This is a genomic window from Micromonospora sp. NPDC047740 (assembly GCF_043204735.1).
Classification (GTDB): domain Bacteria; phylum Actinomycetota; class Actinomycetes; order Mycobacteriales; family Micromonosporaceae; genus Micromonospora.
Window position 1 is genome coordinate 91,147 of the sequence record NZ_JBIDCT010000013.1, and the last position, 25,548, is coordinate 116,694.

Annotated in this window: 24 protein-coding genes; 6 read left to right on the forward strand and 18 right to left on the reverse strand. The window is 72.5% G+C overall.

Annotated features, from left to right (window positions below):
* Nucleotides 1-170: 170 nt before the first annotated feature.
* On the reverse strand, nt 171-338 hold the full coding sequence (locus tag ACGF4F_RS23910; RefSeq protein WP_357440472.1) for a hypothetical protein: 168 nt from the start codon (nt 336-338) through the stop codon (nt 171-173).
* A gap of 156 nt (nt 339-494) precedes the next feature.
* Here ACGF4F_RS23910 and ACGF4F_RS23915 point away from each other — a divergent pair, with 156 nt between their 5' ends.
* The gene (locus ACGF4F_RS23915) at nt 495-3,551 is read left to right on the forward strand and encodes a BTAD domain-containing putative transcriptional regulator (protein ID WP_393080382.1); all 3,057 of its coding nucleotides are present in this window, start codon (nt 495-497) and stop codon (nt 3,549-3,551) included.
* Between the two features lie 39 nt (nt 3,552-3,590).
* Here the strand turns inward: ACGF4F_RS23915 and ACGF4F_RS23920 are convergent, their stop codons facing one another.
* The 4 genes from ACGF4F_RS23920 to ACGF4F_RS23935 form a co-directional block, all read right to left on the reverse strand.
* Nucleotides 3,591-4,790 (reverse strand): anhydro-N-acetylmuramic acid kinase, encoded by a 1,200-nt coding sequence (locus ACGF4F_RS23920; RefSeq protein WP_357440469.1) that lies wholly within the window; start codon nt 4,788-4,790, stop codon nt 3,591-3,593.
* The gene (gene murQ, locus ACGF4F_RS23925) at nt 4,787-5,692 is read right to left on the reverse strand and encodes an N-acetylmuramic acid 6-phosphate etherase (RefSeq protein ID WP_357440466.1); all 906 of its coding nucleotides are present in this window, start codon (nt 5,690-5,692) and stop codon (nt 4,787-4,789) included. Before murQ ends, ACGF4F_RS23920 begins: the two co-directional genes overlap by 4 nt.
* A gap of 192 nt (nt 5,693-5,884) precedes the next feature.
* Nucleotides 5,885-6,442 (reverse strand): hypothetical protein, encoded by a 558-nt coding sequence (locus ACGF4F_RS23930; protein WP_357440463.1) that lies wholly within the window; start codon nt 6,440-6,442, stop codon nt 5,885-5,887.
* A gap of 57 nt (nt 6,443-6,499) precedes the next feature.
* Nucleotides 6,500-7,264, reverse strand: a complete 765-nt coding sequence (locus tag ACGF4F_RS23935; protein WP_357440460.1) for a DUF427 domain-containing protein — start codon at nt 7,262-7,264, stop codon at nt 6,500-6,502.
* A 243-nt stretch (nt 7,265-7,507) separates the two neighbouring features.
* Between ACGF4F_RS23935 and ACGF4F_RS23940 the strand changes: the two genes are divergently transcribed.
* Together ACGF4F_RS23940 and ACGF4F_RS23945 are read left to right on the forward strand one after the other, a co-directional pair.
* Nucleotides 7,508-8,731, forward strand: coding sequence for a multidrug effflux MFS transporter (locus ACGF4F_RS23940; RefSeq protein WP_073838749.1), 1,224 nt, complete (start codon nt 7,508-7,510; stop codon nt 8,729-8,731).
* A gap of 64 nt (nt 8,732-8,795) precedes the next feature.
* Entirely contained in the window at nt 8,796-9,725 is a 930-nt protein-coding gene (locus tag ACGF4F_RS23945; protein WP_357440457.1) for a YegS/Rv2252/BmrU family lipid kinase, read from the forward strand.
* A gap of 100 nt (nt 9,726-9,825) precedes the next feature.
* Here ACGF4F_RS23945 and ACGF4F_RS23950 read toward each other — a convergent pair whose 3' ends face one another.
* From ACGF4F_RS23950 to ACGF4F_RS23975, 6 genes are all read right to left on the reverse strand, one after another.
* The gene (locus ACGF4F_RS23950; RefSeq protein WP_357440454.1) at nt 9,826-10,104 is read right to left on the reverse strand and encodes a hypothetical protein; all 279 of its coding nucleotides are present in this window, start codon (nt 10,102-10,104) and stop codon (nt 9,826-9,828) included.
* A gap of 27 nt (nt 10,105-10,131) precedes the next feature.
* A complete protein-coding gene (locus ACGF4F_RS23955) occupies nt 10,132-10,503 on the reverse strand; it encodes a DUF2267 domain-containing protein (RefSeq protein ID WP_357440451.1) in 372 nt (123 codons plus the stop codon).
* Nucleotides 10,403-10,960 (reverse strand): DUF2809 domain-containing protein, encoded by a 558-nt coding sequence (locus ACGF4F_RS23960; RefSeq protein WP_357440448.1) that lies wholly within the window; start codon nt 10,958-10,960, stop codon nt 10,403-10,405. The genes ACGF4F_RS23955 and ACGF4F_RS23960 overlap by 101 nt, the downstream gene beginning before the upstream one ends.
* Nucleotides 10,961-11,050: 90 nt before the next feature.
* The gene (locus ACGF4F_RS23965; protein WP_357440446.1) at nt 11,051-11,788 is read right to left on the reverse strand and encodes a L,D-transpeptidase family protein; all 738 of its coding nucleotides are present in this window, start codon (nt 11,786-11,788) and stop codon (nt 11,051-11,053) included.
* A 107-nt stretch (nt 11,789-11,895) separates the two neighbouring features.
* Complete coding sequence (locus tag ACGF4F_RS23970; protein WP_357440444.1) at nt 11,896-12,261, reverse strand: hypothetical protein; 366 nt, start codon at nt 12,259-12,261, stop codon at nt 11,896-11,898.
* Nucleotides 12,262-12,394: 133 nt separating this feature from the next.
* Entirely contained in the window at nt 12,395-12,862 is a 468-nt protein-coding gene (locus ACGF4F_RS23975; protein WP_357440441.1) for an SRPBCC family protein, read from the reverse strand.
* 125 nt (nt 12,863-12,987) lie between these two features.
* Between ACGF4F_RS23975 and ACGF4F_RS23980 the strand changes: the two genes are divergently transcribed.
* The 3 genes from ACGF4F_RS23980 (at nt 12,988) to ACGF4F_RS23990 (ending at nt 15,935) form a co-directional block, all read left to right on the forward strand.
* Nucleotides 12,988-13,740 (forward strand): dienelactone hydrolase family protein, encoded by a 753-nt coding sequence (locus ACGF4F_RS23980; protein ID WP_357440438.1) that lies wholly within the window; start codon nt 12,988-12,990, stop codon nt 13,738-13,740.
* A 79-nt stretch (nt 13,741-13,819) separates the two neighbouring features.
* Complete coding sequence (locus ACGF4F_RS23985; RefSeq protein ID WP_357440435.1) at nt 13,820-15,208, forward strand: FUSC family protein; 1,389 nt, start codon at nt 13,820-13,822, stop codon at nt 15,206-15,208.
* Nucleotides 15,209-15,221: 13 nt separating this feature from the next.
* Nucleotides 15,222-15,935 (forward strand): RraA family protein, encoded by a 714-nt coding sequence (locus ACGF4F_RS23990; protein ID WP_357440432.1) that lies wholly within the window; start codon nt 15,222-15,224, stop codon nt 15,933-15,935.
* Nucleotides 15,936-15,979: 44 nt separating this feature from the next.
* Here the strand turns inward: ACGF4F_RS23990 and ACGF4F_RS23995 are convergent, their stop codons facing one another.
* The 7 genes from ACGF4F_RS23995 to ACGF4F_RS24025 form a co-directional block, all read right to left on the reverse strand.
* The gene (locus ACGF4F_RS23995) at nt 15,980-16,591 is read right to left on the reverse strand and encodes a hypothetical protein (protein ID WP_393080393.1); all 612 of its coding nucleotides are present in this window, start codon (nt 16,589-16,591) and stop codon (nt 15,980-15,982) included.
* Between the two features lie 234 nt (nt 16,592-16,825).
* Nucleotides 16,826-18,694, reverse strand: coding sequence for a Xaa-Pro dipeptidyl-peptidase (locus ACGF4F_RS24000; protein WP_357440427.1), 1,869 nt, complete (start codon nt 18,692-18,694; stop codon nt 16,826-16,828).
* 94 nt (nt 18,695-18,788) lie between these two features.
* On the reverse strand, nt 18,789-19,781 hold the full coding sequence (locus ACGF4F_RS24005) for a TIGR03842 family LLM class F420-dependent oxidoreductase (protein ID WP_357440424.1): 993 nt from the start codon (nt 19,779-19,781) through the stop codon (nt 18,789-18,791).
* 12 nt (nt 19,782-19,793) lie between these two features.
* Nucleotides 19,794-21,197: a dihydropyrimidinase gene (gene hydA, locus ACGF4F_RS24010; protein ID WP_357440421.1), complete on the reverse strand. Its 1,404-nt coding sequence runs from the start codon at nt 21,195-21,197 to the stop codon at nt 19,794-19,796.
* Complete coding sequence (locus ACGF4F_RS24015; protein WP_357440418.1) at nt 21,194-22,036, reverse strand: nitrilase-related carbon-nitrogen hydrolase; 843 nt, start codon at nt 22,034-22,036, stop codon at nt 21,194-21,196. Before ACGF4F_RS24015 ends, hydA begins: the two co-directional genes overlap by 4 nt.
* Nucleotides 22,033-23,589, reverse strand: coding sequence for an NCS1 family nucleobase:cation symporter-1 (locus ACGF4F_RS24020; protein WP_357440415.1), 1,557 nt, complete (start codon nt 23,587-23,589; stop codon nt 22,033-22,035). The genes ACGF4F_RS24015 and ACGF4F_RS24020 overlap by 4 nt, the downstream gene beginning before the upstream one ends.
* A gap of 241 nt (nt 23,590-23,830) precedes the next feature.
* Nucleotides 23,831-25,435 (reverse strand): PucR family transcriptional regulator ligand-binding domain-containing protein, encoded by a 1,605-nt coding sequence (locus ACGF4F_RS24025; RefSeq protein ID WP_357440412.1) that lies wholly within the window; start codon nt 25,433-25,435, stop codon nt 23,831-23,833.
* Between the last annotated feature and the right edge of the window lie 113 nt (nt 25,436-25,548).

Below are 25,548 nucleotides of genomic sequence, written 5' to 3' on the forward strand. Positions count from 1 at the left end.
GTTGTCGTACGTGGTGCAGCAGTAGTTCACGCACGTCGCCGTGCATAGGCAGTACGTGCCGAGGGAGATGCACCCCGCCTCCGCGGTCATCCTCGGCGCAACCAGTGACAGCAGCCGTTCGGCCGCCCGGGTCACCACTCGCATGGCTCCACCTCCGTGGGTCCGACCCGTTACCAGTTGCAGGGCGCGGTCTTGGACGGGCAGTTGTCGTAGGAGTAGATGCAGATGCCGTTGCAGTTCGGCGAGTACTTGGAGATGAAGATGCAGGCGGCCTCAGCCGTCACCTTCGGCGCGAGACGATTGAGGAGGGCGTACCCCACCCGGTTGACGATCTTCATTTGCCGGTTCTCCTTCCGGTGTTCGTACTGGCGGTCCAGACTCTGCCGGGCAGGAGTGTCGATCTTGATGGCGAACGTGTGTCGATCTTGTTCTATCGTCCTCTGTGTACGAATCCGTGGACACGGCGCGTCGAGCGCGGCGAGGATGTGACGTTGGTGGAGTTTCGTCTGCTGGGCCCGGTGGAGTTCTGGCGTGACGGGCGCCAGGTCCAATTGACCGGCCACAAGCTTCGGTCGGTGATGGCGGTGCTGGCGCTGAATGTCGGCCGGCCGGTGCCCGCGGACCGGCTGATCCGGCTGGTGTGGGCCGAGGACGCGCCACCGTCCGCGCCGAGACTGCTGCAGCATCAGGTCTCCTCGTTGCGGGCCCTGCTGCCCGACCCGGCCCTGATCCACCGGTCTCCGGCCGGCTACGAACTGCGGGCGCCGCCGGAGCAGATCGACCTGCACGTGTTCGACGCCCAATGCGAATCGGCCGCGGACGCCCTGCGCGGCGGCGACGCCGATCTCGCTGCCCGCCAGCTGCGGTCGGCCCTGGCGCTGTGGCGCGGCCCGGCACTGTCCGGCACCACCGAGGAGCTGACCACCGCCTTCGGGCCGGCCCTCGAGGAGCGCCGCTTGGCCGCGCTGCTGAACCGGATCGACGCCGACCTGCGGGTGGGGCGGCACCTGCAACTGCTCGCCGAGCTCAGCCAGCTGGCGGCCGACCATCCGTTCGACGAGCGGCTGCGGGGCCAGCTGATCCTCGCGCTGGACCGGGCCGGCCGCAAGGCCGACGCGGTCGACGCCTACCAACAGATTCGCCGCCTGCTCGCCGACGAGCTCGGCATCGAGCCGGGCCCGCTGCTGCAGCGCACGTTCCGGCAGGTGCTGGGCGCGACGGACGAGGACAACGGCGCGGTCTCCGCCGGCGGCGAACCGACACCTCCGTCGGCACCGGCCGCCGCGACCACCGGTTCCCCGACCCCTTCCCGCGTGCCACGTCAGCTGCCCGCCACCGTGCCGGACTTCGTCGGCCGGGCCGAGGCGCTTACCGCACTGCACACGCTGCTCACGGGCGGGCATGCGGTGAGCGCGATCGTCGGACCCGCCGGCGTCGGCAAGACCACGCTGGCCGTGCACTGGTCCCACACGGCGGCCCGGCACTTCCCCGACGGGCAGCTCTTCGCAGACCTGAGGGGCTACGACCGGGACGAACCCGTCGCCCCGCAGGTGGTGATCGGCGGACTGCTACGCGCCCTCGGCGTACCCGCGGACGAGGTGCCGCCTGACCTGGCGGAGCGTACCGCCCTGTACCGGACGCTGCTCGCCGACCGTGCGGTGCTCGTGCTGCTGGACAACGTACGCTCCGCGGAACAGGTCCGGCCGCTGCTGCCCGGCTCGAACCGGTGTGCCGTCGTGGTGACCAGCCGGGACGAGCTGGCCGGCCTGGTGGCCCGGGACGGGGCACGCCGCATCATCCTCACCCCGCTCACCGCGCCCGAGGGTCGCGACCTGCTGCGCCGTACGCTGGGAGCGGACCGGGTCGAGGCCGAGCCGGCAGCGGCCACCATGCTGACGATGCTCTGCGACGGGCTCCCGCTCGCCCTGCGGCTGGCCGCCGAGCGCATGAGCCGCCATCCGGACACCCGGCTGACCCGCCTGGTCAAGGCGCTGGAGCTGGAGGCGCACCGGCTGGAAACACTGGACGCGGCGGGTGACCCGGCCGCCGCCGTCAGGGCGGCGTTCTCCTGGTCGTATCTCGCCCTGCCGCCCGCCGCCGCGCGGATGTTCCGGCTCCTCGGCCTCCACCCGGCCGCCGAGATCGATCCGACCGCCGCCGCCAACCTGGCCGGGCTGACGGGGCCCGAGGCCAGCCGGCTCCTGACCACACTGGCCGGGGTCCATCTGGTCACCGAGACCGCACCAACCCGGTACCGGATGCACGACTTGCTCCGGGTGTATGCGCTGGAGCAGTGCCGCGCGGAGGAGCCGGCGCCGGCCCGTCGCGCCGCCGTCGCCCGTCTGCTGGCCGGGTACGACGCTGCTGCCCGGCGCGCGGTGGACCTGGTCGCGCCGCACCGCCGGCGACTGCCAGCGGCCCCACCGCCCGGCTCGCTCGTGCTGCCCACCATCGCCAGCTACGACGAGGCGCTGGCCTGGCTGGACACCGAACGGGGCACACTCGTGGCTGCTGTACGGTACGCGGTGGCCGCCGGCGAACCGGCCTACAGCTGGCATCTCGCGCACACCCTGTGGCGGTATTTCCTGCTCGGCCGACACCTTGACGACTGGCTGACGAGTCACCAGGCCGCGGCACTGGCCGCCCGCGAGGCGGGCGACCGGACAGCGGAGGCGGAAATGCTCAACAGCATGGCGGCCGCCGACACCCACGGTGGGCGGTCCGCCCGGGCGGTCGACCGCTACCAGCGGGTGATCGAGCTGATGCGGGAACTCGGCGACCAGCGCGGCGAGGCCGGCGCCGTGGGCAACCTGGGCACTGCGTACCACCGCATCGGCCGCTACGCCCAGGCGCGACGGCACTACCTGGCGGCCCTGGACCTGTGCACCGACGAGGACCCGCGTGATCGGGCGTTCCTGCTGGGCAACATCGCCGAGGTCTCCTACCTGCTCGGCGACCACGCCGACGCGTTGCGGCACTACGAACGCTCGCTGGCCGTCAGTGAGGACGCCGACGACCGCTACGCGGAAACCTTCGCCCGCATCGGCCTCGGCGCCACCTACCGGGAACTCGGCCGCCTCGATGCGGCCGGGCGGCACCTCGAGCACGCGCTTCAGCTCAGCCGGGAGCACGCGGACCAGCACGACGAGGCGGCCTGCCTCGGCGAACTCGGGCTGCTACGGCTGCGCCAGGGGCGACCCGTCGAGGCGCTACAGCACCTCGACGAGGGGCTCGACCTGGGCCGGCGGGTCGGCGACCCGAACCTGACCGCAATGGTGCTCATCCGACGTGGCGACACGCTGTCTGCCATCGACAGTCGCGACGACGCGGAGCGCTGCTACCGGGAGGCGCTGGACATCGCCGACGCCGCCCGCGATCGGCTCCATCAGGCCCAGGCGCACCGCGGTCTCGCCACTGTCCGGCAAGCTGCCGGTGAGCGAGGCGGCGCCGCGCAGCACCGGCGCCAGGCGTACGACCTGTTCGTCAACCTCGGCCTGCCCGTCCCGTCCGACGTCGCCGGGGAGGACCCGCCCGGTCGCGACCATGGCTGAGCATGCCACTTCCTGGATGCCGGCACGATGTCCCATGGATCAACGGCTGTCGGTTGCGGCTCCTCCGCCGGGCCCGGTCAGCCGGAGCGCGGTGGGCGCGGCGGGTAGGGGAGCGGGCAGCCGCAGCGGGCCGGTGCCGGGCACGATGGCGCCGAGCACCCGGGACCCGGTCGCGCCGGTGCACGACGTCACGGTGGCGGGCAGACCGTGCGCGGTGTGCCAGCCGAGCAGCGCGAAGGCGATCGCCTCCTTGGTGTCGGCCGGCGCGCCGAACTCGTCGGTGGCGGTGACCCGCACCCGGGGCAGGCGTTCCCGCAGCATGCCCATCAGGGTCGGATTGGCGCAGCCTCCGCCGGCGGCGACGAGGGTGTCGACGTCGTGCCGGCGTACCTGGTCGGCGACGGTCTGCGCGGTGAGCGCGGTCAGCGTGGCGACGACGTCCGCGTCCGGCAGGTCCGGGTGCGTGCGCAGCGCCGACTCCAGGTACGCGGCGTGGAACAACTCCTTGCCGGTGGTCTTCGGCGCCTCGAGCCGGTAGTACGGCTCGGCGATCAGCTCCGCCAGCAGGCCGGCGTGCACCCGGCCGGCGGCGGCGAGACGGCCGTCCGCGTCGTACCGCAGCCGGCCATCGCTGGCCCGCACCACGGCGGCGTCGATCAGCGCGTTGGCCGGCCCGGTGTCGTAGGCCACCGGGCCGCCGCCACCGGGCGGCCGCAGCACGGTCAGGTTGGCGATGCCGCCCAGGTTGAGCGCGGCCGGCCGGCCCCGCAGGCCGGACAGCAGCAGAACGTCCATCATGGACACCAGCGGCGCGCCCTGGCCCCCGGCGGCCACGTCCCGCACCCGTACGTCGGCGACCACCGGGACGCCGGTGCGCTCGGCGATCCAGGCCGGCTGCCCGATCTGCAGGGTGCCCCGCACGTGGCGCCCCTGCACCCAGTGGTAGACGGTCTGCCCGTGCGAGCAGATCAGGTCCACCCCGCCGGCGTGCCCGGCCGCGTCGGCCGCCACCTCGGCGAACGCCTGACCGATCAGGGTGTCCAGCTCGCAGGCCTCGGCGAAGGTCAGCGCCGCGGGTGGCAGGGCCCGCATCAGCCGGGCGCGCAGCTCCTCCGGGTAGGGCGCACTGCCGGCGTACCCGACCGTGCCGTGCAGCACCCCGTCGCGCAGCGCGAAGTCGACGGCCGCGACGTCGATCCCGTCGTGGGAGGTGCCGGAGATCAGGCCGAGCACCTTCACGGGCTCGCCTCCAGCGCCTTCCGCAGCCGGCCGCCGCTGGCGGCCAGCCGCTGGCGGGGGTCCGCCCCGTCGGCAGGGCCGTCGAGCATCAGGATCGCGGTCTTGACGTCCAGGTCGGCGCGGTCGAGCGCCGCCTCCGCCTCGGCGTGGGGCGCCCCGGTCACCCGCCGGATGATGCGCACCGCCCGGTCGCGCAGCTTGGCGTTGGTCACCCGCAGGTCGACCATGAGGTTGTCGTACGTCTTGCCCAACCTGATCATCGAGACCGTCGAGATCATGTTGAGCACCAGTTTCTGCGCGGTGCCGGCCTTCAGGCGGGTCGAGCCGGCCAGCACCTCGGGGCCGACCAGCACCTCGATCCCGTGATCGGCGGCGGCGCTCAGCGGGGTGTCGGCGTTGCACGACAGGCCGACGGTCAGCGCGTCCCGCTCCCTGGCGGCCCGCATCGCCGCCAGGACGTACGGGGTGCGGCCGCTCGCCGAGATCCCGACGACCGCGTCGGTGGCCGTGATGGCGCACTCGGCGATCGCCTGCGCGCCGGCCGCCTCGTCGTCCTCCACGCCCTCCTGCGCCGCGAACAGCGCCGGGGTGCCGCCGGCGATGACGGCGCGCACCAGCTCCGGTGGGGTGCTGAACGTCGGCGGGCACTCCGACGCGTCGAGCACCCCTAGCCGGCCGGCGGTGCCCGCCCCGACGTAGAGCAGCCGTCCGCCTGCCGCCAGCCGGTCGGCGATTCCTTCGATGGCCGGCACGATCTGTGGCAGCGCGGCCCGCACGGCGCCGGGCACGGTCGCGTCCGCGTCGTTCATGACCACGGCCAACTGTGCGACCGAGGCGGTGTCGAGGCCGGCGTACCGATCGTCGACCTGCTCGGTCAGCAGGTCACCCAGGCGATCCGTCATGCGTTGCGTCCACTTCTCGGGTCGAGGGCGTTGCGGAGCCCGTCGCCGAGCAGGTTGAGCCCGGCCCGGGCGCTGACCGCACGCCCGGCGACCGAGTATCACGGGGCCCGCGGAGCGCTGTCAACGTTTTCCACCTCATGACGGCAAGATGAAGAAAGTTGCCAGCCATGGGAATGCCGCTCGACCGACGCGTCACCGGGTACGCGCGAGCGCCTCCACCTCGGCGAGGGTGACGACCTCGTCGCACTCCCCGGGCGTCAACTTGTTGATCAACGCCTTGGCTGCCTGCGCCTGCGCTGTGGTGGGCAGGTCACCGGCCACGAGGCCGGGCAGGCTCAGCTCGTAGCCGACCCGGGCCCGGGGCGAGTAGCGCGCACGGTTACGGGCGACGGCGAAGGAGACGCGGATCGCGTGCTCGTTGCCGGGCGGCACGTTCGGCCGGTCCGTCTCCCGAGCGGCGAAGCGCATGCCGTGGTAGTAGGCGCACCGGTGACAGGTGACCGGACCGTGGGTGAGCGTGGATCCGCAGAGCGGGCACGTCAGCCGGTCGAGGGCCGCGTCCACCACCCGCCAGTCGTGCTCGTCGGGACCGTCCGCCACGAGCCAGCCCAGCGCCGTCTCCTCCGGCGAACCCGGGGCGACGTCCAGCTCGGCGAGCAGGCTCGCCCAGGCCAGTTCGAGTTCCGCCACGAGCTCAGCGACGGCCCGGGCCAGGGACGGGCTGCGCCACGTCGGAGTGCCATCGACCATGTCGCCAAGCATGCGCCCACGCCGGATGCCGCGACACCGGGTTCTGCCCGGGCACGGTCAGGAGAAGTGCGTCCTTGGCCGGGCCAGCCGCTCCCCGCCGACGATCAGGTCGACCTTCTCGTTGTAGAACGCGACCAGGCCGGCGATCGGCAGCAGCGCCCCGGTCGGAAAGCGGTACGACCAGGCCAGGTCCGGGTGCACCGTGCCGTCGCCGCGGACCGACCAGTAGTCGCTGGTCCGCCCCTTGTACGGGCAGGAGGTCCTGGTCTCCGACGGTACGAGGCGGTGGAAGTTCACGTCGGTGCGGTTCAGGTAGTAGCGAGTCGGCAGGCCGGTCTCGAAGACCAGCACCGGCGACGCCGACTCGGCCAGCACTGTGCCGTCGAGTTCCACCCGCACGCTGCGCGAGGATCGCACCGCGTCCACCCGGGCGTACGGGTTACGCGGATGGACGAAGACCTCCTCGTCCTCCTCGAACCAGCCGTCGAGCGCCGCCCAGTCGAACCGGATCGTGTCCGCCAGCCCGGGCAGCGCGTCGTCCCCGTACCAGCGGACGCACGAACCGCGGGTGGTCTCGCCGACCCGCAACCCGTGCAACCGCCCGGTGCCCCGCCGCGACGGGTCCGTACGCTGCTCGTCGACCAGCAGGTCACGGTTCACGTCCGCGCTCGGGATGTAGTACTGCGGGTAGAACGGCCACTCCCAGACGTACCGGGCCCGCGTGGTGTCCAGCACCGGCTCGGCGGCGAGGAACGCGCGGACCCGGCGCGGCACGGGCTCGATGTGGTCCACCGGGGTGATCGCCTTCGGGTAGTCCGGCACCTGTCCTGTCCTCCACTGCTGGCTCGCGTCGGGTACCGGTTCAACGATCGGCGCGGCCGTTCGCGGCGCGTGTGACCTGAGGCACCTTCGTCGCGAGTGGGAATGAGATCAGGGGTCCGGTGATTTGGTGGCAGGTGTGACCGCCGCACAGTTCTCCGCCCGCGTCCGGACGGACGTGGCCCCGTGACCGCGACCGTCGACACCATCGAGACACCCACGCCAACCCAGCTTTCCGGTGACCTGATGAGCACCCGGCAACGGCTGCGGCTCGTCCTCGTCCTCGGCTCGCTGATCGCCATCGGGCCGCTGACCATCGACATGTACCTGCCCGCGCTGCCGGCCATCACCACCGACCTGCACACCACGTCGGCGGCCGTCCAGCTGACCCTGACCGGCACCCTCGCCGGCCTCGCCCTCGGGCAGCTGCTCATCGGCCCGCTGTCCGACGCGGTCGGCCGACGCAAGCCGCTGCTCGCCGGCATCGCGCTGCACATCGTGGCGTCCATGCTGTGCGCGATCGCGCCGAACATCGGGATCGTCGGCACCCTGCGCGTACTGCAGGGGCTCGGCGTCGCCGCCAGCTCCGTGGTGGCGATGGCGGTGGTCCGCGACTTGTTCAGCGGCGCCGCCTTCGCCCGGCTCTTCTCCCGCCTGATGCTGGTCATGGGCGTGGCCCCGATCCTGGCCCCCACGCTCGGCAGCGGGCTGCTGCGCTGGTCGGACTGGCGGGGCGTGTTCGTGGCCCTCGCCGTCTTCGGCGTCCTGCTGGTCACGGTCGCGGCGTTCGGGCTCGCCGAAACCCTGCCGCCCGAGCGGCGCCGCCGCGGCGGGCTGGCCGCCACCGGGCGGGACTACCTCGCGCTGCTGCGCGACCGGACGTTCGTCGGCCTCGTGCTGGTCGCCGGGCTCGCCATGGCGGCGCTCTTCGCGTACGTGGCCGGGTCGTCGTTCGTCTTCCAGCAGCAGTACGGGCTGGACGAGCAGCAGTTCGGGATCGCCTTCGGCGCCGGCGCGGTCGGCCTGATCACGGCCACCCAGCTCAACGTGCGGCTGCTGCGCCGGTACTCGCCGCAGCGGATCCTCGTCACCGCGCTCGGCGTGGGCACGGCGGCCGGACTCGTGCTGCTCGCCGTCGCCGCCACCGGCTTCGGCGGCCTCGCCGCCATCCTCGCCTCGCTGTGGGTTGTGCTCGCCGCGGCCGGGCTCGCCATGCCGAACGCGCCCGCCCTGGCGCTGTCCCGCCACGGCGAGGCCGCCGGCACCGCCGCCGCCCTGCTCGGCGCGGTGCAGTTCGGCGTCGGCGCGTTGGCCGCGCCGCTCGTCGGCGTACTCGGCACCGGCAGCGTGGCGATGGCCGTGGTGGTCGCCGGCGGCATGGTCGCGGCGATGGCCGTCCTGCTCGTCGTGGTCCGGCCCGCGCGGCTGGCCGAGGTCGAGCCGGCCGTGGTCGCCGTGGCCGCGCACTGACCGGCGGCCCACCGGCCCGTCGTTGCCCGCCCCGATCGGCGCCCGCCGGATAGGGTCGGGCCTCATGCGGACCAAGCAGGAGCTAGCGGCGGCGATCCGGCGGGAGGGGCGAGCGGTGCTCGTCGTCAACGCCCACTCCCGCCGGGGCCGCCAGCTCTACGAAGGGGCCCGGTCGCGGCTGGTGGCGGCCGGGTTCACCCTGCTCGGCACATACCCGGTCGAGCGGCCCGGCGAGCTCGAACAGCGCCTCGCCGCGGCCGCCGACCTGGGGCCGGACCTGCTGGTCGCCGGCGGCGGTGACGGCACCATCGGCACCGCCGCCCGGCTGCTCGCCCACCGCGACATCGCGCTCGGCCTGCTGCCGCTCGGCACCACCAACAACTTCGCCCGCACCGTCGGTATCCCGCTCGACCTCGACGCCGCGGTCGGGATCCTCACCGCCGGCAAGGTGATCGACGTCGACCTCGGCCTGGTCGGGAACATGCGGTTCACCAATCACGTCGGCATCGGCCTGTCCGCCGACGTGATGCTCCGGACGCCGCCGCGGCTCAAACGGGCCATCGGCCGACTCGCGTACCCGCTCACCGCCCTGGGGCTGCTCACCCGGCACCGGCCGCTGCGGGTGACCGTGCGCGCCGAGGCGCGCACGCACGAGTTCGTCACCCACCAGTTGTACGTGGCCAACGGCGGCCACCAGGCCGGCCGGCCGATCACCGCCGACGCCAACGCCGACGACCGGCTGCTGGTGGCGTACCCCGTCGGCGGGTCGACGCGCCGCGGGCTGCTGCGCGACACCGCCCGCAACGCCGCCACCGGGCACCGCCGCACGCTCGGCGACGAGCCGTTCCTCGCCGTGCGCCAACTGTGGCTGGAGACCGACCGGCCCGCGCCGGTCGAGGTCGACGGCGAGCTGTACGGTGAGACGCCGATCCGGATCGGCCTGGACGCGAACGCGTTGCGCATCATGGCCGCCGCCGACAGCCCGGACCGCTGAGCCCGGCCGGCTGCCCGTCCTGCCCGACCGGCGAGCTCCCGCAGGCGCTGACGGAGTGCCGGTGGCGGCCCGGGCGGGCGGTTCGCCGCCCCGGAGCCCCTCAGTCCCGGCGGTCCTCGTCGGGTACCGGAATCTCCTGGTTCTGCTCCACGGCGTCCGCCGGGCTGACATCGCCGCGGACGGCGCCGGCCAGGTCGGTCTGGTCACTCGGCGGACGCAGGACGCCCTGCTCCGCCAGGTCCGCCTCGGACGCCTCCGGCACGGCGTCGGAGACTGCGTCCGGCGGACCGACCACGGTCTCGTTCTGCTGCTGCTCCTGCGCGTCAGCCTCCGGCGGCCGGTGCAGCGGGTCAGCCTGCTCGTCCCAGTTGGCGGTCATCGCGGCCTCCCGACCCGAGCGGCCCGCTCAGCGGGTGCGCTGCACGAAGGGCGCGGTCAGGTCGGCGACCTCGCCGAACTCCGCCGGGAGTTGGGACACCACGTCGTCATACCCTTCGGGTGGGAGGGCCTGGCGGAGGGCGTCGAACACCGCCGTCGCCCCGTCCTTCGCCCGCTCCGGGTCGACCTCGGCGCGCCCGCTGACCCGCTGCAGGAAGACGTCGAGCCCGAACCGCTCGGCGGTCTCGGTCGGGGCGAAGGCGTACGGCCGCAGGCCCTCGGGAAGCTGGCCGGCCAGATCACGCGCCTCGCCGCCGTCGATCCGCTCCGCCAGCGTCGTCAGCGTGGCCCGGACGAGGGCGGTCGCCTGCTGCGACGACGTCCCGGTGCGCTTCGCCACCAGGCCGATGAACTGGTTGTCGTCCATCATCAGGGCCCTTCTCTCGGACGGATGCCCGCGTCTTCCCCGCCGCCGCCGGCTCAAACGGCAGCAGCCGGTGCAGCACGACCAGCGGCACCACGCCGACCGGATACCAGAGCAGGTCCACCGGATCGAACTGGACGCCCAGCACCAGCCGGGCCAGCAGGCTACGTGCCGACAGCGCGGCCGGCACGCCGGTGAGCTGGAAACACTCCATCGCCCAGCAGAAGCCCGCCGCGATGGCCCCAGCCGGCACCGGGCGCAGGCGCGGCCACAGGAAGAGCACCCCGGCGTACACCAGCGACGCGTAGAGGGCGGTGCCCGAATACTGCTCGAGGCGGCCGTCGGCAAGGCCCCGGATGGCCAGCGCCACCGCCAGGAACAACGCCGCCGACACCAGCATGAGCAGCCGGAAAATGGCCGGCCGGATCGACATTCCGGCGATGCTATCGGCGCCGGGTCGTCCGCGCCGTCCCGAACCGGCGGCCCGTCAGATGATCCGGCGGGCCGCCGGCCGGGTCGCGCGTCAGCGGTAGACGTGCACGGGGACGCCGACCCCGATGACCGACCAGAGCCGGTTCATGGCGGGGATGGGCACCCGGACGCAGCCGTGGCTGGCCGGATAGGTGGGCACGGAGGTGGCACCGTGCACCGCGTAGCCGCGGTAGAAGTAGTTCGGCCGCCACAGCAGGCCGAGGTCGCTCTGCCGCCAGCCGTCGATGCGCCGCTCGATCTTGTAGTTGCCGGTGGGGGTGGGGGTGCTGGACTTTCCGCTGGAGGCGTCCAGGATCCGTACCACTGACCCCCCGCGCGCCAGGTACAGCACCTGCCGGGTCAGGTTGGCCTCCAGCGAATAGCCGGAGTGCGTGTACTTCGGCTTGGGGACGACCGGGCGGTCGAGCGCCGCCCAGGTGCGCGGCCCGACGATCCCGTCCCGGGCCAGCCCGTTCACCTTCTGGAAGGCGACGACGGCGTGGTGCGTCGACGGCCCGAAGTCGCCGTCGATCCCGCCGACGTCGTAGTGCAGCGCGGTGAGCCGGCGTTGCAGGGTGCTGACCGCCGCGCCCTTGGAGCCCTGCCGCAGGACCGGCTGGCTGCTCGCGGCGAGCGTGACGGTGGTGACGGTGCTGGGGGTGGGTGCGGCGGCCGACGCCGGACTGGCGGTCACGGCCAGGCCGCCGGCGGTCACGAGGAGGGCCATCCCGAGCGCGGCGCGCGAGGCGGGGTGGCGAAGGCGGGTGGTGTGTGGTGAGACGGGAAGCATCGTCCCTCCCTTCCGAATTCCTGAGCATGACGGTAGCCCGCGGAAGCGAGGATGGCTGCCCCGTTTTGTAACGGTTCCGCACGTTCGAGGTCAGGGCACGTGCGGCGTCAGGCCACCCGGGGCACGGGCTGGATCGGCAGCGCCACCCGGTGCGCCGAGACGTCGCCGGTGCGCTCCACCGAGGGCGCCGGCACGGTGGCCGTGGTCTCGTCGGCGGTCGGTGCCGAACCGGTCGCGTCACCCCCGGCCGTGGCATCGGGGGCGGCGGCGCTCCGCATGTCGGTGAGCAGGTTCAGGAGTCGCCCGAGGTCCTCAGCCGGCATCCGGAACGAGCCGCGGCACAGCGAGCCGCTCCACAGGGACAACACCACGGCGCCGCGGTCCGGGTGGTAGCTGATCCGCAGCGTCCGGTCCTCGCCGCGCAGGTCGGTGAACAGGTCACCGAAGCTGGGCATCGGAAGCACCTCTCCCATCGATCCAGCATGCCGCAGACACAGCGGCACGGGAAGACCGCGAGCGGTCAGAACCGACCATGCTGACCTACGACCCCGCGGGCACGCCGCGCCTCGGCTCCGTCCCAGGTTGACGCGAGCGGTCAGCCGAGGGTCACGTAGGGCCGGTTTCCAGGTGAGCCTTCAGCGTGGCCAGATCCTTCCGGTTCGCCCGGCGCATCGCGGCGGCCAGGACCGGAGCGGCGAGCGACGCGAAGCCGCTGGGCTCGCCTCGATTGCGCAGGATCATCCGGGTGGCGCCATTGCCGTGCGGCTCCCACCGGTAGGTGGTCTCCATCGGGAACGGCCCCTCGGCGGTCCGCATCACGAGCCGCTCGTCCGGGACCAGCTCGACGATCTCGTACGTGTAGGCGAGCCGCCGACCAAGGAAGTGCGCCACGAAGGCGACCCGGGAACCGACCCGCAGAGGCGGCGGAGTCAACCATTCGACCGAGGCGATGTTCACATACCACGCGGGCGCGTTCGAGGGATCGCCCGCATACCGGGCCACCTCGGCGACCGGACGGTCAATCACCACCTCGGACACCACATCCACCGCCACGGGCACACCCTCCGTCGTCACGGCCGCGCCGACTCCTCGTCGCATCCAGTCTGACCCGTCACCGGGCGCGCCGCGCCCACGACGGGCGGGCCCACAACCTGGCGAGTAGCGTGCACGCCGAACGATCAACGCGAGGAGGTCGCACCGTGCAGACGACGACCGTGGAGGTACCGACCGGCGACGGAGTGGCCGACGCGTATCTCGTCCGGCCCGACGGGGACGGCCCGCTCCCGGCCGTCCTGGTCTTCATGGACGCGTACGGGCTGCGCCCCCGGCTGGCGGAGATGGCCGAGACGATCGCCGCCCGCGGCCACGTCGTGCTGGTGCCGAATCTGTTCCACCGCTTCGGTCGCGCGCCGCTGGTCGACCTCTCCGGGCTCCGCGAGCCGTCCCAGCGCGGCGCGCTGTTCGAGGAACTCGGCCCGATGATCCGCTCCCTGACCCCGGACGTCGTCGCCCGGGACACCGCCGCCTACCTGGACTTCCTGGCCGCGCGGCCGGACGTCGCGTCCGGCCCGGTCGCCATCACCGGCTACTGCATGGGCGGCCTGAACGCGCTGCGGGCCATCGAGGCGCACCCGGACCGGATCGCCGCCGCGGCCGTCTTCCACGCCGGGCGGCTGGCCACCGACGCCCCGGACAGCCCGCACCTGGCCGTCGGCGCGGTCACCGGCGAGCTGTACTTCGGCCACGCCGACCAGGACCGGTCGATGCCGGCCGAGCAGATCGGCGTCCTGGAACAGGCCCTGGACCGCGCCGGCGTGACCTACCGCTCCGAGGTGTACCCGGGTGCCCACCACGGCTACACCCAGTCCGACACCTCCGAGTACGACGAGCAGGCCACCGAGCGGCACTGGGTCGCCCTGTTCGACCTGCTCGACCGCACGTTCCGCCGCTGACCGGCGACCTGGACGCGGTGACCGGGCCAACCGTCACCAACAGGACGGTTCACCCGCGTCGCGTCGGGTAACCGCCGCCATGGCCGGCAAGCGGCGTACCGCCGACACCGTCCGCTCACCCCTGAACCGGGTGACCGGGCGGGGCGAACGAGCGGTGACCCGCGCCCGCAGCCAGGGCGGACAGGCCGGCCGGCTACGCCTGCGTCAGCTGGAGGTCACCGCCGTGATCTCCGTGCAGGCCGGGCTCGCCGCCGCGCTCGCCGCCCTGCTCGCCCAGTACCTCCTCGGCCCCGGCGCGCACGTCTTCGCCCCGGCCGCCGCGGTCGGCACGATCGCCACCGCCATCGGACAGCGGGCCCGGCGGACCTTCGAGCTCCTGGTCGGGGTGGGACTCGGCATCCTCGTCGGCGACCTGTTGCGCTTTCTGCTCGGCTCCGGGTCCTGGCAGCTCGGGCTGGTCGTGGCGCTGGCGATCGCGACGGCCCTGCTGGTGGCCGGCCGGGGCGGCGCCCTGGTCGGCCAGGCCGGCGGTACGGCAGTCCTGATCTCCGCCCTGGCCCCGGTCCGGTCCGGCCTCGAGCTGCCCCGCATCTTCGACGCGCTCGTCGGCGGCCTGGTCGGCCTCGCGGTGGTCGTCCTGCTGCTGCCGGTCAATCCGATCCGGGTGCTGGACCGGGCCGCCGCGCCGATTTTTACCGTCCTCACCGAGCAACTCGACGCGGTGGCGCACGCCCTGACCACCCGGGACGCCGACGCGGCGGTCCGCGCGCTGGAGCGGCTGCGCGGGCTGGACGCCGACGTCGGGCGGCTCAACGAGGCGCTCACCGGCGCCGGAGAGGTGGTCACGCTCGCGCCGGCCCGCTGGCACCGCCGCGCGCTGTACCACCGCTACGCCAACGGCGCGGCACACCTGGAACGGCTGATCCTCTACGCCCGGTCGGTGGCCCGCCGCTCCGCCACCGCCCTGCAATATGACGAACCCATCCCGGCTGCGCTCCCCGACGCCGTCTCCCGGCTCGCTGCGGCCGCCCGGGCGCTGCGCCACGCCGGCCGCTCCGGCGAGGACCTGGACCGCACCCACCAGCTGACCCAGGAGAGCGCCCAACTGGCCGGCCGGGCGTGGGCCCAGGGCGTCCGCTCGTACGGTGATGGCGTGATCACCGACCTCCGTACGGCGGCCAGTGAGCTGCTGCGCGCCACCGGATGCGAGCCGGACGACGCCAACCGGATGGTGCGGACCGCCGCCGGCGCGGGTGAGGCGGAGCTGCACCCACCGATCCGGGCGCGGATGCTCGGGCCCCGGCGGCACACCCCGCGCGCCCGGCGGCGCCTGCGGCTGGAGCGGCGGGCCCACGGACGACGGAAAACGAGTTCCCGGACCAGAGCTCCGGCCCGAGGCGAGCGGCGGGCCGGTGCGGTGGCAGGCCACGGACCGGAAACTGGCCCCTCCCATGACCGGCGAGCGTGATTAGCGTCGGGTCATGACCATGGACCCGGATGAATTGCGCGACCGGTTCGCGACGCTGACCACCGCCCACGTCGCCGACGCCTGCCTGCGGGCCGCCGCGCCGGTCCGCTGCGCCCCACCCGGCGTCGGACCGGTGGTCGCCGGTGGGCGGGCCGCCGGGCGGGTGCTGCCGGCCCGGCACGTCGGCAGCGTCGACATCTTCCTGGAAGCGATCGACCGGGCCGCGCCCGGCGACGTGCTGGTGGTGGACAACGGCGGACGCACCGACGAGGCGTGCGTCGGCGACCTGGTGGTGCTGGAGGCGCAGGCCGCCGGGCTGGCCGGCCTGGTCGTCTGGGGCCTGCACCGCGACACCGTCGACATCCGGGCGGTGGGGCTGCCGGTGTTCAGCCTGGGCGCCACCCCCACCGGACCGCGGCGGCTCGACCCCCGGCCGCCCGAGGCGTTGCGGTCGGCGCGGGTGGGGGAGTGGACCGTCGACCCCGACGACCTCGCGCTGGCCGACGAGGACGGGGTGCTCTTCATCCCGGCCACCCGGGCCCGGGAGTTGTTCGACCTCGCGGAGTCCATCCGGGACACCGAGCGGCGGCAGGCCGAGCGGATCCGTTCCGGCGAACCGCTGCGGGCGCAGGTGGGTTTCGGGGGCTACCTGGCCGCACGGGCCGAGAACCCGGCGCTGACCTTCCGGGACCACCTGCGTGCGGTTGGCGGCGCGATCGAGGAATGAGCTCGGCGGGGTCGCGGTCGGCGATCCCGGGGGCGTCGGCCTCGTCACGCCGCCTGGGGCAGGTGCCGCAGCCGGCGGTTCCACCACCCGGGGCGGGTGTGGGCCTGCCGGCGCAACCGCCGGTGCTCCCAGTGCTGATAGGCGACGAGCAACGGCACGAGTCCGACCATGACCGCCGGCACGCGCAGCCGGGCGGTCCGGTTCTCCCGGACCACGGCGAGCAGGCCCGCGATGGCCGAGGTGTAGAGGATCGGGTTGTAGAAGGGCATCAGCTCCGGTCCCAGCCCCTCGCAGTCCTCCAACCACGGCAGGCCGGCTCTGGTGCGACGAGTTGGCCAACCGCGCAGATGAGCCGACACGGCGGCGAGCCCGAAGCCGTTCGCCGCGGCCAACAACGGGTCTGCGGACTCGTCGCGACCGGTCGCGGCCAGGACGCCGCCGGTGACGAGCGTCCAGAAACCCGCGGCGGCGTACGGCCCGATCAGCGAGGCGAGCGGCATGCCGACACCCGCTGCCAGCTCGAAGGCCACGTGTCCGGCCAGGCTGACCACGGTCAGCCGGGTCAGGGGTCGGCGCCCGACGGGTCCGGCCGGGATGCGACGAGCGCGCCGCGCATGGCCCCCGAACATCACCGGTGGCGGTCCGACGTCATGCACCGGAAATGCCCCACTCTGCTCCGCCCTTCACGAGATTTGCCGCCGCTGCCGCCCGATGGCGGTCGTCCGCCCGAGCGCGGCGGGTGTACCCCGTTTTCGGCTGGGCATTCGCCACGCTGCGATCAGCGGCCGGAGCCCGGAGCGTCGGCCGGCAACCGGGACCGGCGGGACGTCGAGGACGGTGAGCCACCGCCGGCCCGGGCGGCGCAGGAGCCGTCCGGGCCGGCGACGTACTCAGAAGCCGAGCGCCTCGCGGCCGCCGACGATCGGCAGGGTGAGGCGGCTGGAGCCGGGCTGGACGGTCAGTCGGGTGCCGCCGAGCGGCAGCAGGGTGTATTCCTGATCGCTGGAGAAGACGACGACCCCGATGCGGTGCCCCGCCGCGAAGACGTAGTCCTTCGGCTCCAGGGTCCAGCGGTAGTCGTACATCACGCCCTGCTGGACCGCGACCGTGTGCGACCAGCCGGTCCGGTTCTGCGGATCCATCCAGCCCCGCGTCACCACGACCGGCCGCGCGGTCGAGCCGGGCGCGCCGTAGTCGACCAGGTAGACCGACAGGTTCGCGTCGGCGCGGTTGTCGATGGACATCCGCAACCGCATCTCCGGCCGCCCGGACAGGCGCACGTCGCCGGTCAGCACCGGCGAACGGTAGACCAGCCGGTTGGCGCTGGCCGTGTCAGGACCGGCCACCAGGGTGCTCGGGCTGATCGTGCGGCCCTCGTCCACGAAGGACTGCTCGGCCCGTTGGTTCCGGGCGTCGGTGGTGATCAGGTTGCCGGGCTCGGTGGCGCTGTCGGCGGTGAGGGTCAGCGCCACGTCCCGGGCGCCCGGGTCCGGCCAGTTGGCGTACGTGGTGTAGGACCGGTTCTCGCGCTGCAGGACCGCCGTGGGCTCGTCCATGATGCCGTTCTGCACGCCCCACAGCCAATAGTCGAACCAGCGGTTCTCGGTCTGCTTGTAGGTCCACGCCTGGCCGCTCGGCAGGGTCACCGTCGCGGCGTTGCCCGGGCCACCGTGGCCGCCCTGGTGCAGCCAGATCTTGCGCGGCACGCCGGCCGCGGCGAGCCGGTCCCACCAGCCGGCGAAGTTCTCCGTCTTCACGTTCCAGTCGTTGAGTCCGTGCACGACGAAGACGCTGGCGGTGACCTTCTTGGCGCCCGGCAGGTAGTCGCGGGCCCGCCAGAAGTCGCTGTAGTCGCCGGTGATCCGGTCCTGTTCGGCCGTCAGCTGGGCGATCTCGTCGGCGCACCGGCCCTCAGCGCGCGCCCGGCCCGCCGTGTACTGCGCCAGGACGTCGACGTCCTCGCCCTGGAAGGTGCCCGGCGCCACCACCAGCCCGTTGGCCCGGTAGTAGTCGTACCAGTTGCTGATCGCGGAGACCGGGATGATGGTCTTGAGGTTCTCGACCCCGGTCGTGGCCACCTGGTTGGGCAGCGTCCCGTTGTACGACACGCCGGTCATGCCGACCGCTCCGGTAGTCCAGTCGGCGGTGACCGGCTCGCCGGCGGCGTTGTACGCCTTCGCCCGCCCGCCCAGCCAGTCGATGATGGCCTTCGTGCCCAGCGTTTCCGCCATGTCCCCACTGGTCGGACAGCCGTCGGAATCCGCGGTGCCGATGCTCTGCCCGAGCACCACCGCGTATCCGCGGGGGACGTAGTAGTCGTCGAGGGATCCGGGCAGGTTGGCCTTGGCCCGCTGGATCCCGATCGCCTGTGACTGGCTGCGCAGCTGCGTGGTGAGTCCAGTCTGCGGCAGCTCGTCCACCAGCACACTCGGATACGGCACGTCGCCCCAGGTGCCCTTGCGATAGGGGCTGTGCTCGAAGACGACGGGGACCTTGAACCCTTCCGTGGCGGTCTCCCGCGGGCGGGAGATGTCGGCGACGACCCGGTCGAGCCGGCCGTCGTGGTCGGTGTCGAGTGGCGTCTCCACCCACACCCGTTCCTCGATGGCGTCGGCGAACGAGAACACCGGTTGGGTCATCCCGTCGCTGACGACGATGCCGGGCGCCGGCGTGGCGGCGGCCGGTGCCGCGGGCACGGCCAGGACGGTTGTGGTGGCTAGAGCGGCGGTGAAGAGAATGCGAAAGCGCGGTTGGCGCACGTGTACCTCCCGTGGTGGGGGCTTCCCAAGAGGATCATGGTAGTTGCGCCACAGGCCACGGTCGATGGTCGCGCGGAGGCGAATGGCGCCCGGGTCAGACGTGCACGATCACGTCCTTGCCGTACGCGGACAGGGTCTTCTCCTTGTCGTCGTGCATCAGGTAGAGGGCGAAGTTGTGCACCCCGATCTCCTTGAGTTCCTGCAGCCGGTCGACGTGGGCCGACTCGGGTCCGAGCAGGCAGAACCGGTCGACGATCTCGTCCGGCACGAAGTCGGTGGACGGGTTGCCGGCCCGGCCGTGATGCGCGTAGTCGTAGCCCTCGCGGCCTCGGATGTAGTCGGTCAGCGCCTTCGGCACGACCCCGGAGTCGCCGTAGCGGGCGACCAGGTCGGCCACGTGGTTGCCGACCATGCCGCCGAACCAGCGCAGCTGGTCCCGCTGGTGGGCGAGGTCGGTGCCGACGTAGGCGGGCGCGGCCACGCACATGGTGATGGCGTCGGGGTCCCGGCCGGCGGCGATGGCCGCGTCGCGTACCGAGCCGATGGTCCAGCGGGCGATGTCGGGGTCGGCGGTCTGCAGGATGAAACCGTCGGCCTGCTCGCCGACCAGCCGCAGCGCCTTCGGGCCGTACGCGGCCATCCAGACCTCCAGCCGGCCGTCGCGCACCCACGGGATGCGCACCGGCGTGCCGTGGTGGGCGACCTCCCGGCCCTCCGCCAGTTCCTTGATCACGTGCATGGCCTGGCGCAGCGTGGCGAGGCTCGCCGGCGGCTGGCCGATGACCCGCCGGGCCGAGTCGCCGCGACCGATCCCACACACCGTGCGGTTGCCGAACATCTCGTTGAGGGTGGCGAAGAGCGACGCGGTGACCGACCAGTCGCGGGTGCTCGGGTTGGTCACCATCGGCCCGACGATCAGGTGCTTGGTGGCGGCGAGGACCTGCGAGTAGATGACGAACGGCTCCTGCCACAGCACGCAGGAGTCGAACGTCCAGCCGTAGCGGAACCCGTTGTCCTCGGCGGCGGTGAGCCCGGCGACGACGTCGCGGGCGGGCGGGTCGGTCTGGAGTACGACACCGAAATCCACGGCCACTCCTTGTCAAACCAGGTACTGGCAGAGATCGCGCTTGAGGAACGTGCCGTGTCCGACGGCGCCGTGGAACGCGCCGTCGTCGACGACGACCCGACCGCGGGACAGCACGGTGGTCACCTGTCCGGTCAGCTCCATGCCCTCGTACGCGGAATAGTCCACGTTCATGTGGTGGCTGCTGGCGGAGATGGTCTGCCGGGCCGTCGGGTCGTAGACCGTGATGTCCGCGTCCGCGCCGGGCGCGATGACGCCCTTGCGGGGGTAGAGGCCGAACATCCGGGCGGGTGTGGTGGAGCTGATCTCCACCCAGCGCGGCAGGGTGATCTCGCCGCGCACGACGCCCTGATAGAGCAGGTCCATCCGGTGCTCGACGCCCGGCATCCCGTTCGGGATCTTGGAGAAGTCTCCGCGGCCGAGTTCCTTCTGGTCCTTGAAGCAGAACGGGCAGTGGTCGGTGGACACCAGCGACAGGTCGTTGGTGCGCAGACCGCGCCACAGCTCCGCCTGGTGCTCCTTGGGCCGCAGCGGGGGAGAGGCGACGTACTTCGCGCCCTCGAAGTCCGGCCTGGCCAGGTCGTCCAACGACAGGAACAGGTACTGCGGGCAGGTCTCGGCGAACACGTTCTGGCCGGTGTCCCGGGCGCGGGTGACCGCATCGAGGGCGTGCGCGGCAGACAGGTGCACGATGTACAGCGGCGCGCCGGTGACCCTCGCGAGGGTGATCGCCCGGTTGGTCGCCTCGCCCTCCAGCTCGGCCGGCCGGGTCAGCCCGTGCTGCACCGGGTCGGTCTGCCCACTCGCCAGTGCCTGCAGGACGAGCTGGTCGATGGCGATGCCGTTCTCCGCATGCATCATGATCATCGAGCCGGTGTCCCGGGCCTTCTGCATCGCCCGCAGGATCTCCCCGTCGGTGGCGTAGAAGACCCCGGGGTACGCCATGAACATCTTGAAGGTGTTGACGCCCGCGTCGATGCAGGCCTCCATCTCCTTCAGCGACGTGTCGTTCACGTCCGAGATGATCATGTGGAACGCGTAGTCGATCGCGCAGTTGCCGTCCGCCTTGCTGTGCCACTTGTCCAGCGCGGACAGCAGCGACGTGCCTTTGGCCTGCACGGCGAAGTCCACGATGGTCGTTGTACCGCCCCAAGCGGCCGCGATCGTGCCGGTCTCGAACGTGTCCGTCGAGAACGTGCCGCCGAACGGCATCTCCATGTGGGTGTGCCCGTCGATGCCGCCCGGCACCACGTACTTCCCGGCAGCGTCGATCACCCGCTCGGCGCCGGCCGCCCACTGCTGCGCCAGGCCCGAGTCGGGTGCGGCGAGCGCCGCGATCCGCTCGCCCTCCACCAGCACGTCCGCCGGGTATGCCCCGGTGGCGTTGACGACAGTCCCGTTGCGGATGACGATGCTCACGGCTTCACCAGCGATTCGTAGGTCTCGGGCCGGCGGTCGCGGTAGAACGCCCACAGGTCGCGCACCTCGGCCAGCCTGTCCATGTCCAGGTCGCGGACGACGACCTCCTCCTCGGTGTCCGACGCCGCCGCGCCGACCAGCTGCCCCCGCGGGTCGACGAAATAGGACTGGCCGTAGAAGTCGTTGTCGCCCAACGGCTCCACCCCGACCCGGTTGATCGTCCCGACGTAGTACTCGTTGGCGACCGCGGCGGCCGGCTGCTCCAGCCGCCACAGGTACTCCGACAGGCCGCGGCTGGTGGCGGAGGGGTTGAACACGATCTTCGCGCCGGCCAGCCCCAGGGCGCGCCAACCCTCCGGGAAGTGCCGCTCGTAGCAGATGTAGACGCCGATGCGACCCACGGCGGTGTCGAAGACCGGATAGCCCAGGTTCCCCGGCCGGAAGTAGAACTTCTCCCAGAACCCCTTCACCTGCGGAATGTGGTTCTTCCGATGCTTGCCGAGGTAGGTGCCGTCGGCGTCGATCACCGCAGCGGTGTTGTAGTAGACCCCCGGCTGCTCCTGCTCGTACATCGGCACGATCAGGACCACCCCGTGCTGCTCGGCGACCTCGCGCATCAGCGCCGTCGTCGGCCCGTCCGGGATCGCCTCCGTGTACGAGTAGTAGTCGGCGTCCTGGATCTGGCAGAAGTACGGGCCGTAGAACAACTCCTGCAGGCAGACCACCTGCGCGCCCTGCGACGCGGCGCGGCGGATCGCCTCGACCGCGTTCGCGATCATGGACTCCTTGTCACCGGTCCACTTCTGCTGCACCAGCCCGGCTCGGATGATGGTGCTCACCTGACCTCCCCTTTGGCGTGGCTGCCGCGCGGTGCCGACAGCGCCAGATAGACCACGAACGCGCCGACCAGGCCGGCGGCCCAGCTGTAGTCGTAGAGCGGCTTGAGGAACGGGATGAGCCCGTCCTCCGGGAACGGGCCCTTGCCGGGCGCGGAGTAGGCGCCGCCGACGGCGAGGATCGCGCCGACGACGGTGGCGACGACCGCCGTCCAGCTCCAGCCGCCGGAGAACCAGTACCGGCCCTCCGGGCGGTAGAGGGCGGGCAACTGCAGGCGGGTGCGGTTGCGGACCCAGTAGCCGGCGATGAGCACGCCGGCGACCGCGCCGAGCAGGCCCCCGTAGAACCCGAGCCAGACGAAGATGTAGATGTTCGGGTCCTGCACCAGGCGCCACGGCTGGATCAGGATGCCCAGCACCCCGGTGATCAGGCCGCCGGTCCGGAAGCTGATCAGCCGGGGCACGGCGTTGGAGAAGTCGTACGCCGGGCTGACCGTGTTGGCCGCGACGTTCACCGACAGCGTGGCCACCACCACCGTGAACAGGCCGAGCGCCACGACCAGCGGGTTGTCGAACTTCGCGGCCAGCTGGATGGGGTCCCAGATCGCCTCGCCGTAGATCGCCGCCGTGCCCGAGGTGATCACGATCGACAGGATGGCGAAGAACGACATCGTGGTGGGCAGGCCCAGGATCTGCCCGTACGCCTGCTGCCGCTGGCTGCCGCCGAACCGGGTGAAGTCGGGGATGTTCAGCGACAGGGTCGCCCAGAACGCGATCATCGCCATCAGCGACGGCGCGAACAGCTTCCAGAAGTCGGCGCCCCAGCCCAGCTTGGACGGCTGGGACAGGATCGGACCGAGCCCGCCCGCCTCGACCAGGACCCAGATCAGCAGCGCGACGGCGACCACGATGACGAACGGCGCGGCCCAGTTCTCGAAGCGGCGCAGGGTGTCCATGCCGCGCCAGATGATCGCCATCTCGATCGCCCAGAACAGCAGGAACGACGCCCACAGCGTCCACGGGTGGTCCATCACCTCCGCCGCGTCGACCCACCAGGAGCCCAGCAGTTTGCCGGCGATCGCGTAGATCGCCTCACCGCCGATCCAGGTCTGGATGCCGAACCAGCCGCAGGCGATGAAGGCGCGCAGCAGGGCCGCGAGGTTGGCGCCCCGGACGCCGTAGAACGCGCGGGCGAAGACTGGGAACGGGATGCCGTACTTCGTCCCCGCGTGGCTGTTCAACAGCATCGGGATCAGGACGAGCAGGTTGCCCAGGGTGATGGTGAGGAACGCCTGCACCCAGTTCATGCCGAGCTGGATGAGCCCGGCGGCGAGCAGATAGCTGGGGATGTTGTGTGCCATCCCGACCCACAGCGCCGTGAAGTTGTACGTGTTCCAGGTACGCCGCTCGATGGGTACCGGGGCGAGTTCGAGGTTGAAGTACCGGCTGTCGGCGATGGTGGAGAAATCGCGCAGCTCCACTCGGCCATCCGGATGGGTGATCTGGGTGCCCGGCTCGACCGCGGTGGCTTCGTGGGGTAGGGGTTCAACGGCCATCGGTGTCACCTCCCTGTTGCGCTGCCGCAACAGCGCCGGGCAGCCGGCGCGCGCTGCGGATGGGGCGGAACAGCACGATCTTTATCTCGGAATGGTGAGTGTCACGGACCCGCCACGGGCAGTGGCAAAGTGTCCACGCTTGCCATGATCACGGCACACTGTGTCCACGGGCACGGCCGCAGCGATCATGTCAATCCGCGCGGCGGACGGATTCCGGCCGCCTACGGGATTCGGCGTCGGGTCATGCGTCGTCGAGTTCGTGCACCAGCAGCGCGACGTACAGCGACAGCATCGACTCCGGGTCCTCCAACGACACCCCGAGCACCTGCGCGATCCGCGCCAACTGCTGGTAGTACGCGGTCCGCGACACGTGTGCGGCAGCCGCCGCCGCGGACTTGTTGCCGCCCTGCTCGCAGAAGCAGCGCAGCAGCTCCAGCAGCCGGCTGTGGTGGTTGGCGTCCCGCGCCAGCAGCGGACCCAGCTCGCGGTCCGCGAAGGCCCGGACCCGATCGTCGTCGCGCAACAGGTGCAGCAGGCCGCGCAGGCGCACATTGTCCAGCCGGTGGTACAGCTGCGTGCCGGGGGCGCGCAGGGCCGCCCCCGCCACGTGAGCGGCCTCGCCCAGGCTGCGGCGTACCTCGGCGACGTGCGACACGGTGGTGCCGACCGCCACCAGCACCGGACCGGCCGCCGAGCGGTGCACCTCCCGGGCCAACCGGCGCAGCACCGCGTCGATCCCGGCCTGCGCCGGCAACGACAACAGCGCGCGTACCGTCGTGTCGTCCACCACGCCCACCAGGGCGGGCACCGCCACCCGCCGCGCCGCCAGCGCGGTCGCCTCCGCGAGGTCCCGCAACACCTCCTGGTTGGCCAGCGCGGGGGCCCGGGGCGTCCCGGTGGCCGGCCGGATCGCCATCCCGACCAACTGCCGCCGCTCGACGCCGACCCCCAGCGCCGCCGCCCGGGCGGCCAGGTCCGGCGGCGGTACGGCCTGACCGAGCAGCTGCGCGAGCAGCATCCGGTGCGTCTGCCGCTCCAAGCTCTCCCGGTCCCGCGCCACGAGCCGATGCACCGCCAGCGCCGACGCGGCCCGCTCGGCGACCACCACGTGCCGGTGCGGTGGCGGGTCCGGTGAGAGCAGGACCAGTCGCCCCCAGTCGGCGCCCTGCGCCCCGACCATGGTGGCCAACCAGCCGGCGTCCTCGTCGTAGGCGGTCCGCTCGGGCGCGGCCACCGACCGGGACCGCTGCCCCCAGTCGGCCAGCAACTCCGTGGGGTCCCGGCCGGCCGCGTCGTACGCGAGCACCTCGTGCCCCAGCGTCTCCAGCACCACCGGCAGCCCGGAGATCCGGGCCACCTCGCGCAGCACCTCCGCCGGATCAGCACCGGCCACGGTGAGCGAGGTGAACGTCTCGTGCACCTGCTCGGCGGCCCGCAGCTCGGCGAGCTGCGCGTCGACGATCAGCGCCACCACCGCCTCGGTGACGGACACGAACGGGGTCTCCTGCGCCAGCGTGATCAGGGGCAGCCGGCGCCGGTTGGCCGCCGCCACCAACGCCTCCGGCAGCTGGCCGCTCCACCGCCGGACCAGCTCGATGACCAGCCCCGCCGCGTGCACCGCGGCCAGGTCGTCCACGTACCTCGCCAGGGCCGCGGCCTCGTCGGGCAGCGCGATGCCGGTGGTGAGCACCAGCTCCCCGCCGCGCAGCAGGTGCGCGATGTCGGCCACCTCCGCCACATGGACCCAGCGCACCCGGCCCTGCATGCCGGCCGAACCGGCCACCACCTGCGGCTTCCCGCGCCGGATCACCGGCAGTGCGATGGCTTCTGCGACGGAGGGGTACATCGCGGCTCCCAGGGGAGGGACTGCACACAACGTAATGGTGCGGCGACCACAGCGGTACAGGTTGTGCATAGCGGTTGCACAACGATTGCCGCCACACTCGCCGTGGGGACGAG

Bases quoted from the DNA above. Each gene is read 5' to 3' on its own strand.
- ACGF4F_RS23910 (WP_357440472.1), bottom strand. From the start codon at position 338: ATGAAGATCGTCAACCGGGTGGGGTACGCCCTCCTCAATCGTCTCGCG.
- murQ (WP_357440466.1), bottom strand. From the start codon at position 5,692: ATGACGGATCGCCTGGGTGACCTGCTGACCGAGCAGGTCGACGATCGG.
- ACGF4F_RS23930 (WP_357440463.1), bottom strand. From the start codon at position 6,442: ATGGTCGATGGCACTCCGACGTGGCGCAGCCCGTCCCTGGCCCGGGCC.
- ACGF4F_RS23940 (WP_073838749.1), top strand. From the start codon at position 7,508: ATGAGCACCCGGCAACGGCTGCGGCTCGTCCTCGTCCTCGGCTCGCTG.
- ACGF4F_RS23945 (WP_357440457.1), top strand. From the start codon at position 8,796: ATGCGGACCAAGCAGGAGCTAGCGGCGGCGATCCGGCGGGAGGGGCGA.
- ACGF4F_RS23950 (WP_357440454.1), bottom strand. From the start codon at position 10,104: ATGACCGCCAACTGGGACGAGCAGGCTGACCCGCTGCACCGGCCGCCG.
- ACGF4F_RS23960 (WP_357440448.1), bottom strand. From the start codon at position 10,960: ATGTCGATCCGGCCGGCCATTTTCCGGCTGCTCATGCTGGTGTCGGCG.
- ACGF4F_RS23965 (WP_357440446.1), bottom strand. From the start codon at position 11,788: ATGCTTCCCGTCTCACCACACACCACCCGCCTTCGCCACCCCGCCTCG.
- ACGF4F_RS23970 (WP_357440444.1), bottom strand. From the start codon at position 12,261: ATGGGAGAGGTGCTTCCGATGCCCAGCTTCGGTGACCTGTTCACCGAC.
- ACGF4F_RS23985 (WP_357440435.1), top strand. From the start codon at position 13,820: ATGGCCGGCAAGCGGCGTACCGCCGACACCGTCCGCTCACCCCTGAAC.
- ACGF4F_RS23990 (WP_357440432.1), top strand. From the start codon at position 15,222: ATGACCATGGACCCGGATGAATTGCGCGACCGGTTCGCGACGCTGACC.
- ACGF4F_RS24020 (WP_357440415.1), bottom strand. From the start codon at position 23,589: ATGGCCGTTGAACCCCTACCCCACGAAGCCACCGCGGTCGAGCCGGGC.
- ACGF4F_RS24025 (WP_357440412.1), bottom strand. From the start codon at position 25,435: ATGTACCCCTCCGTCGCAGAAGCCATCGCACTGCCGGTGATCCGGCGC.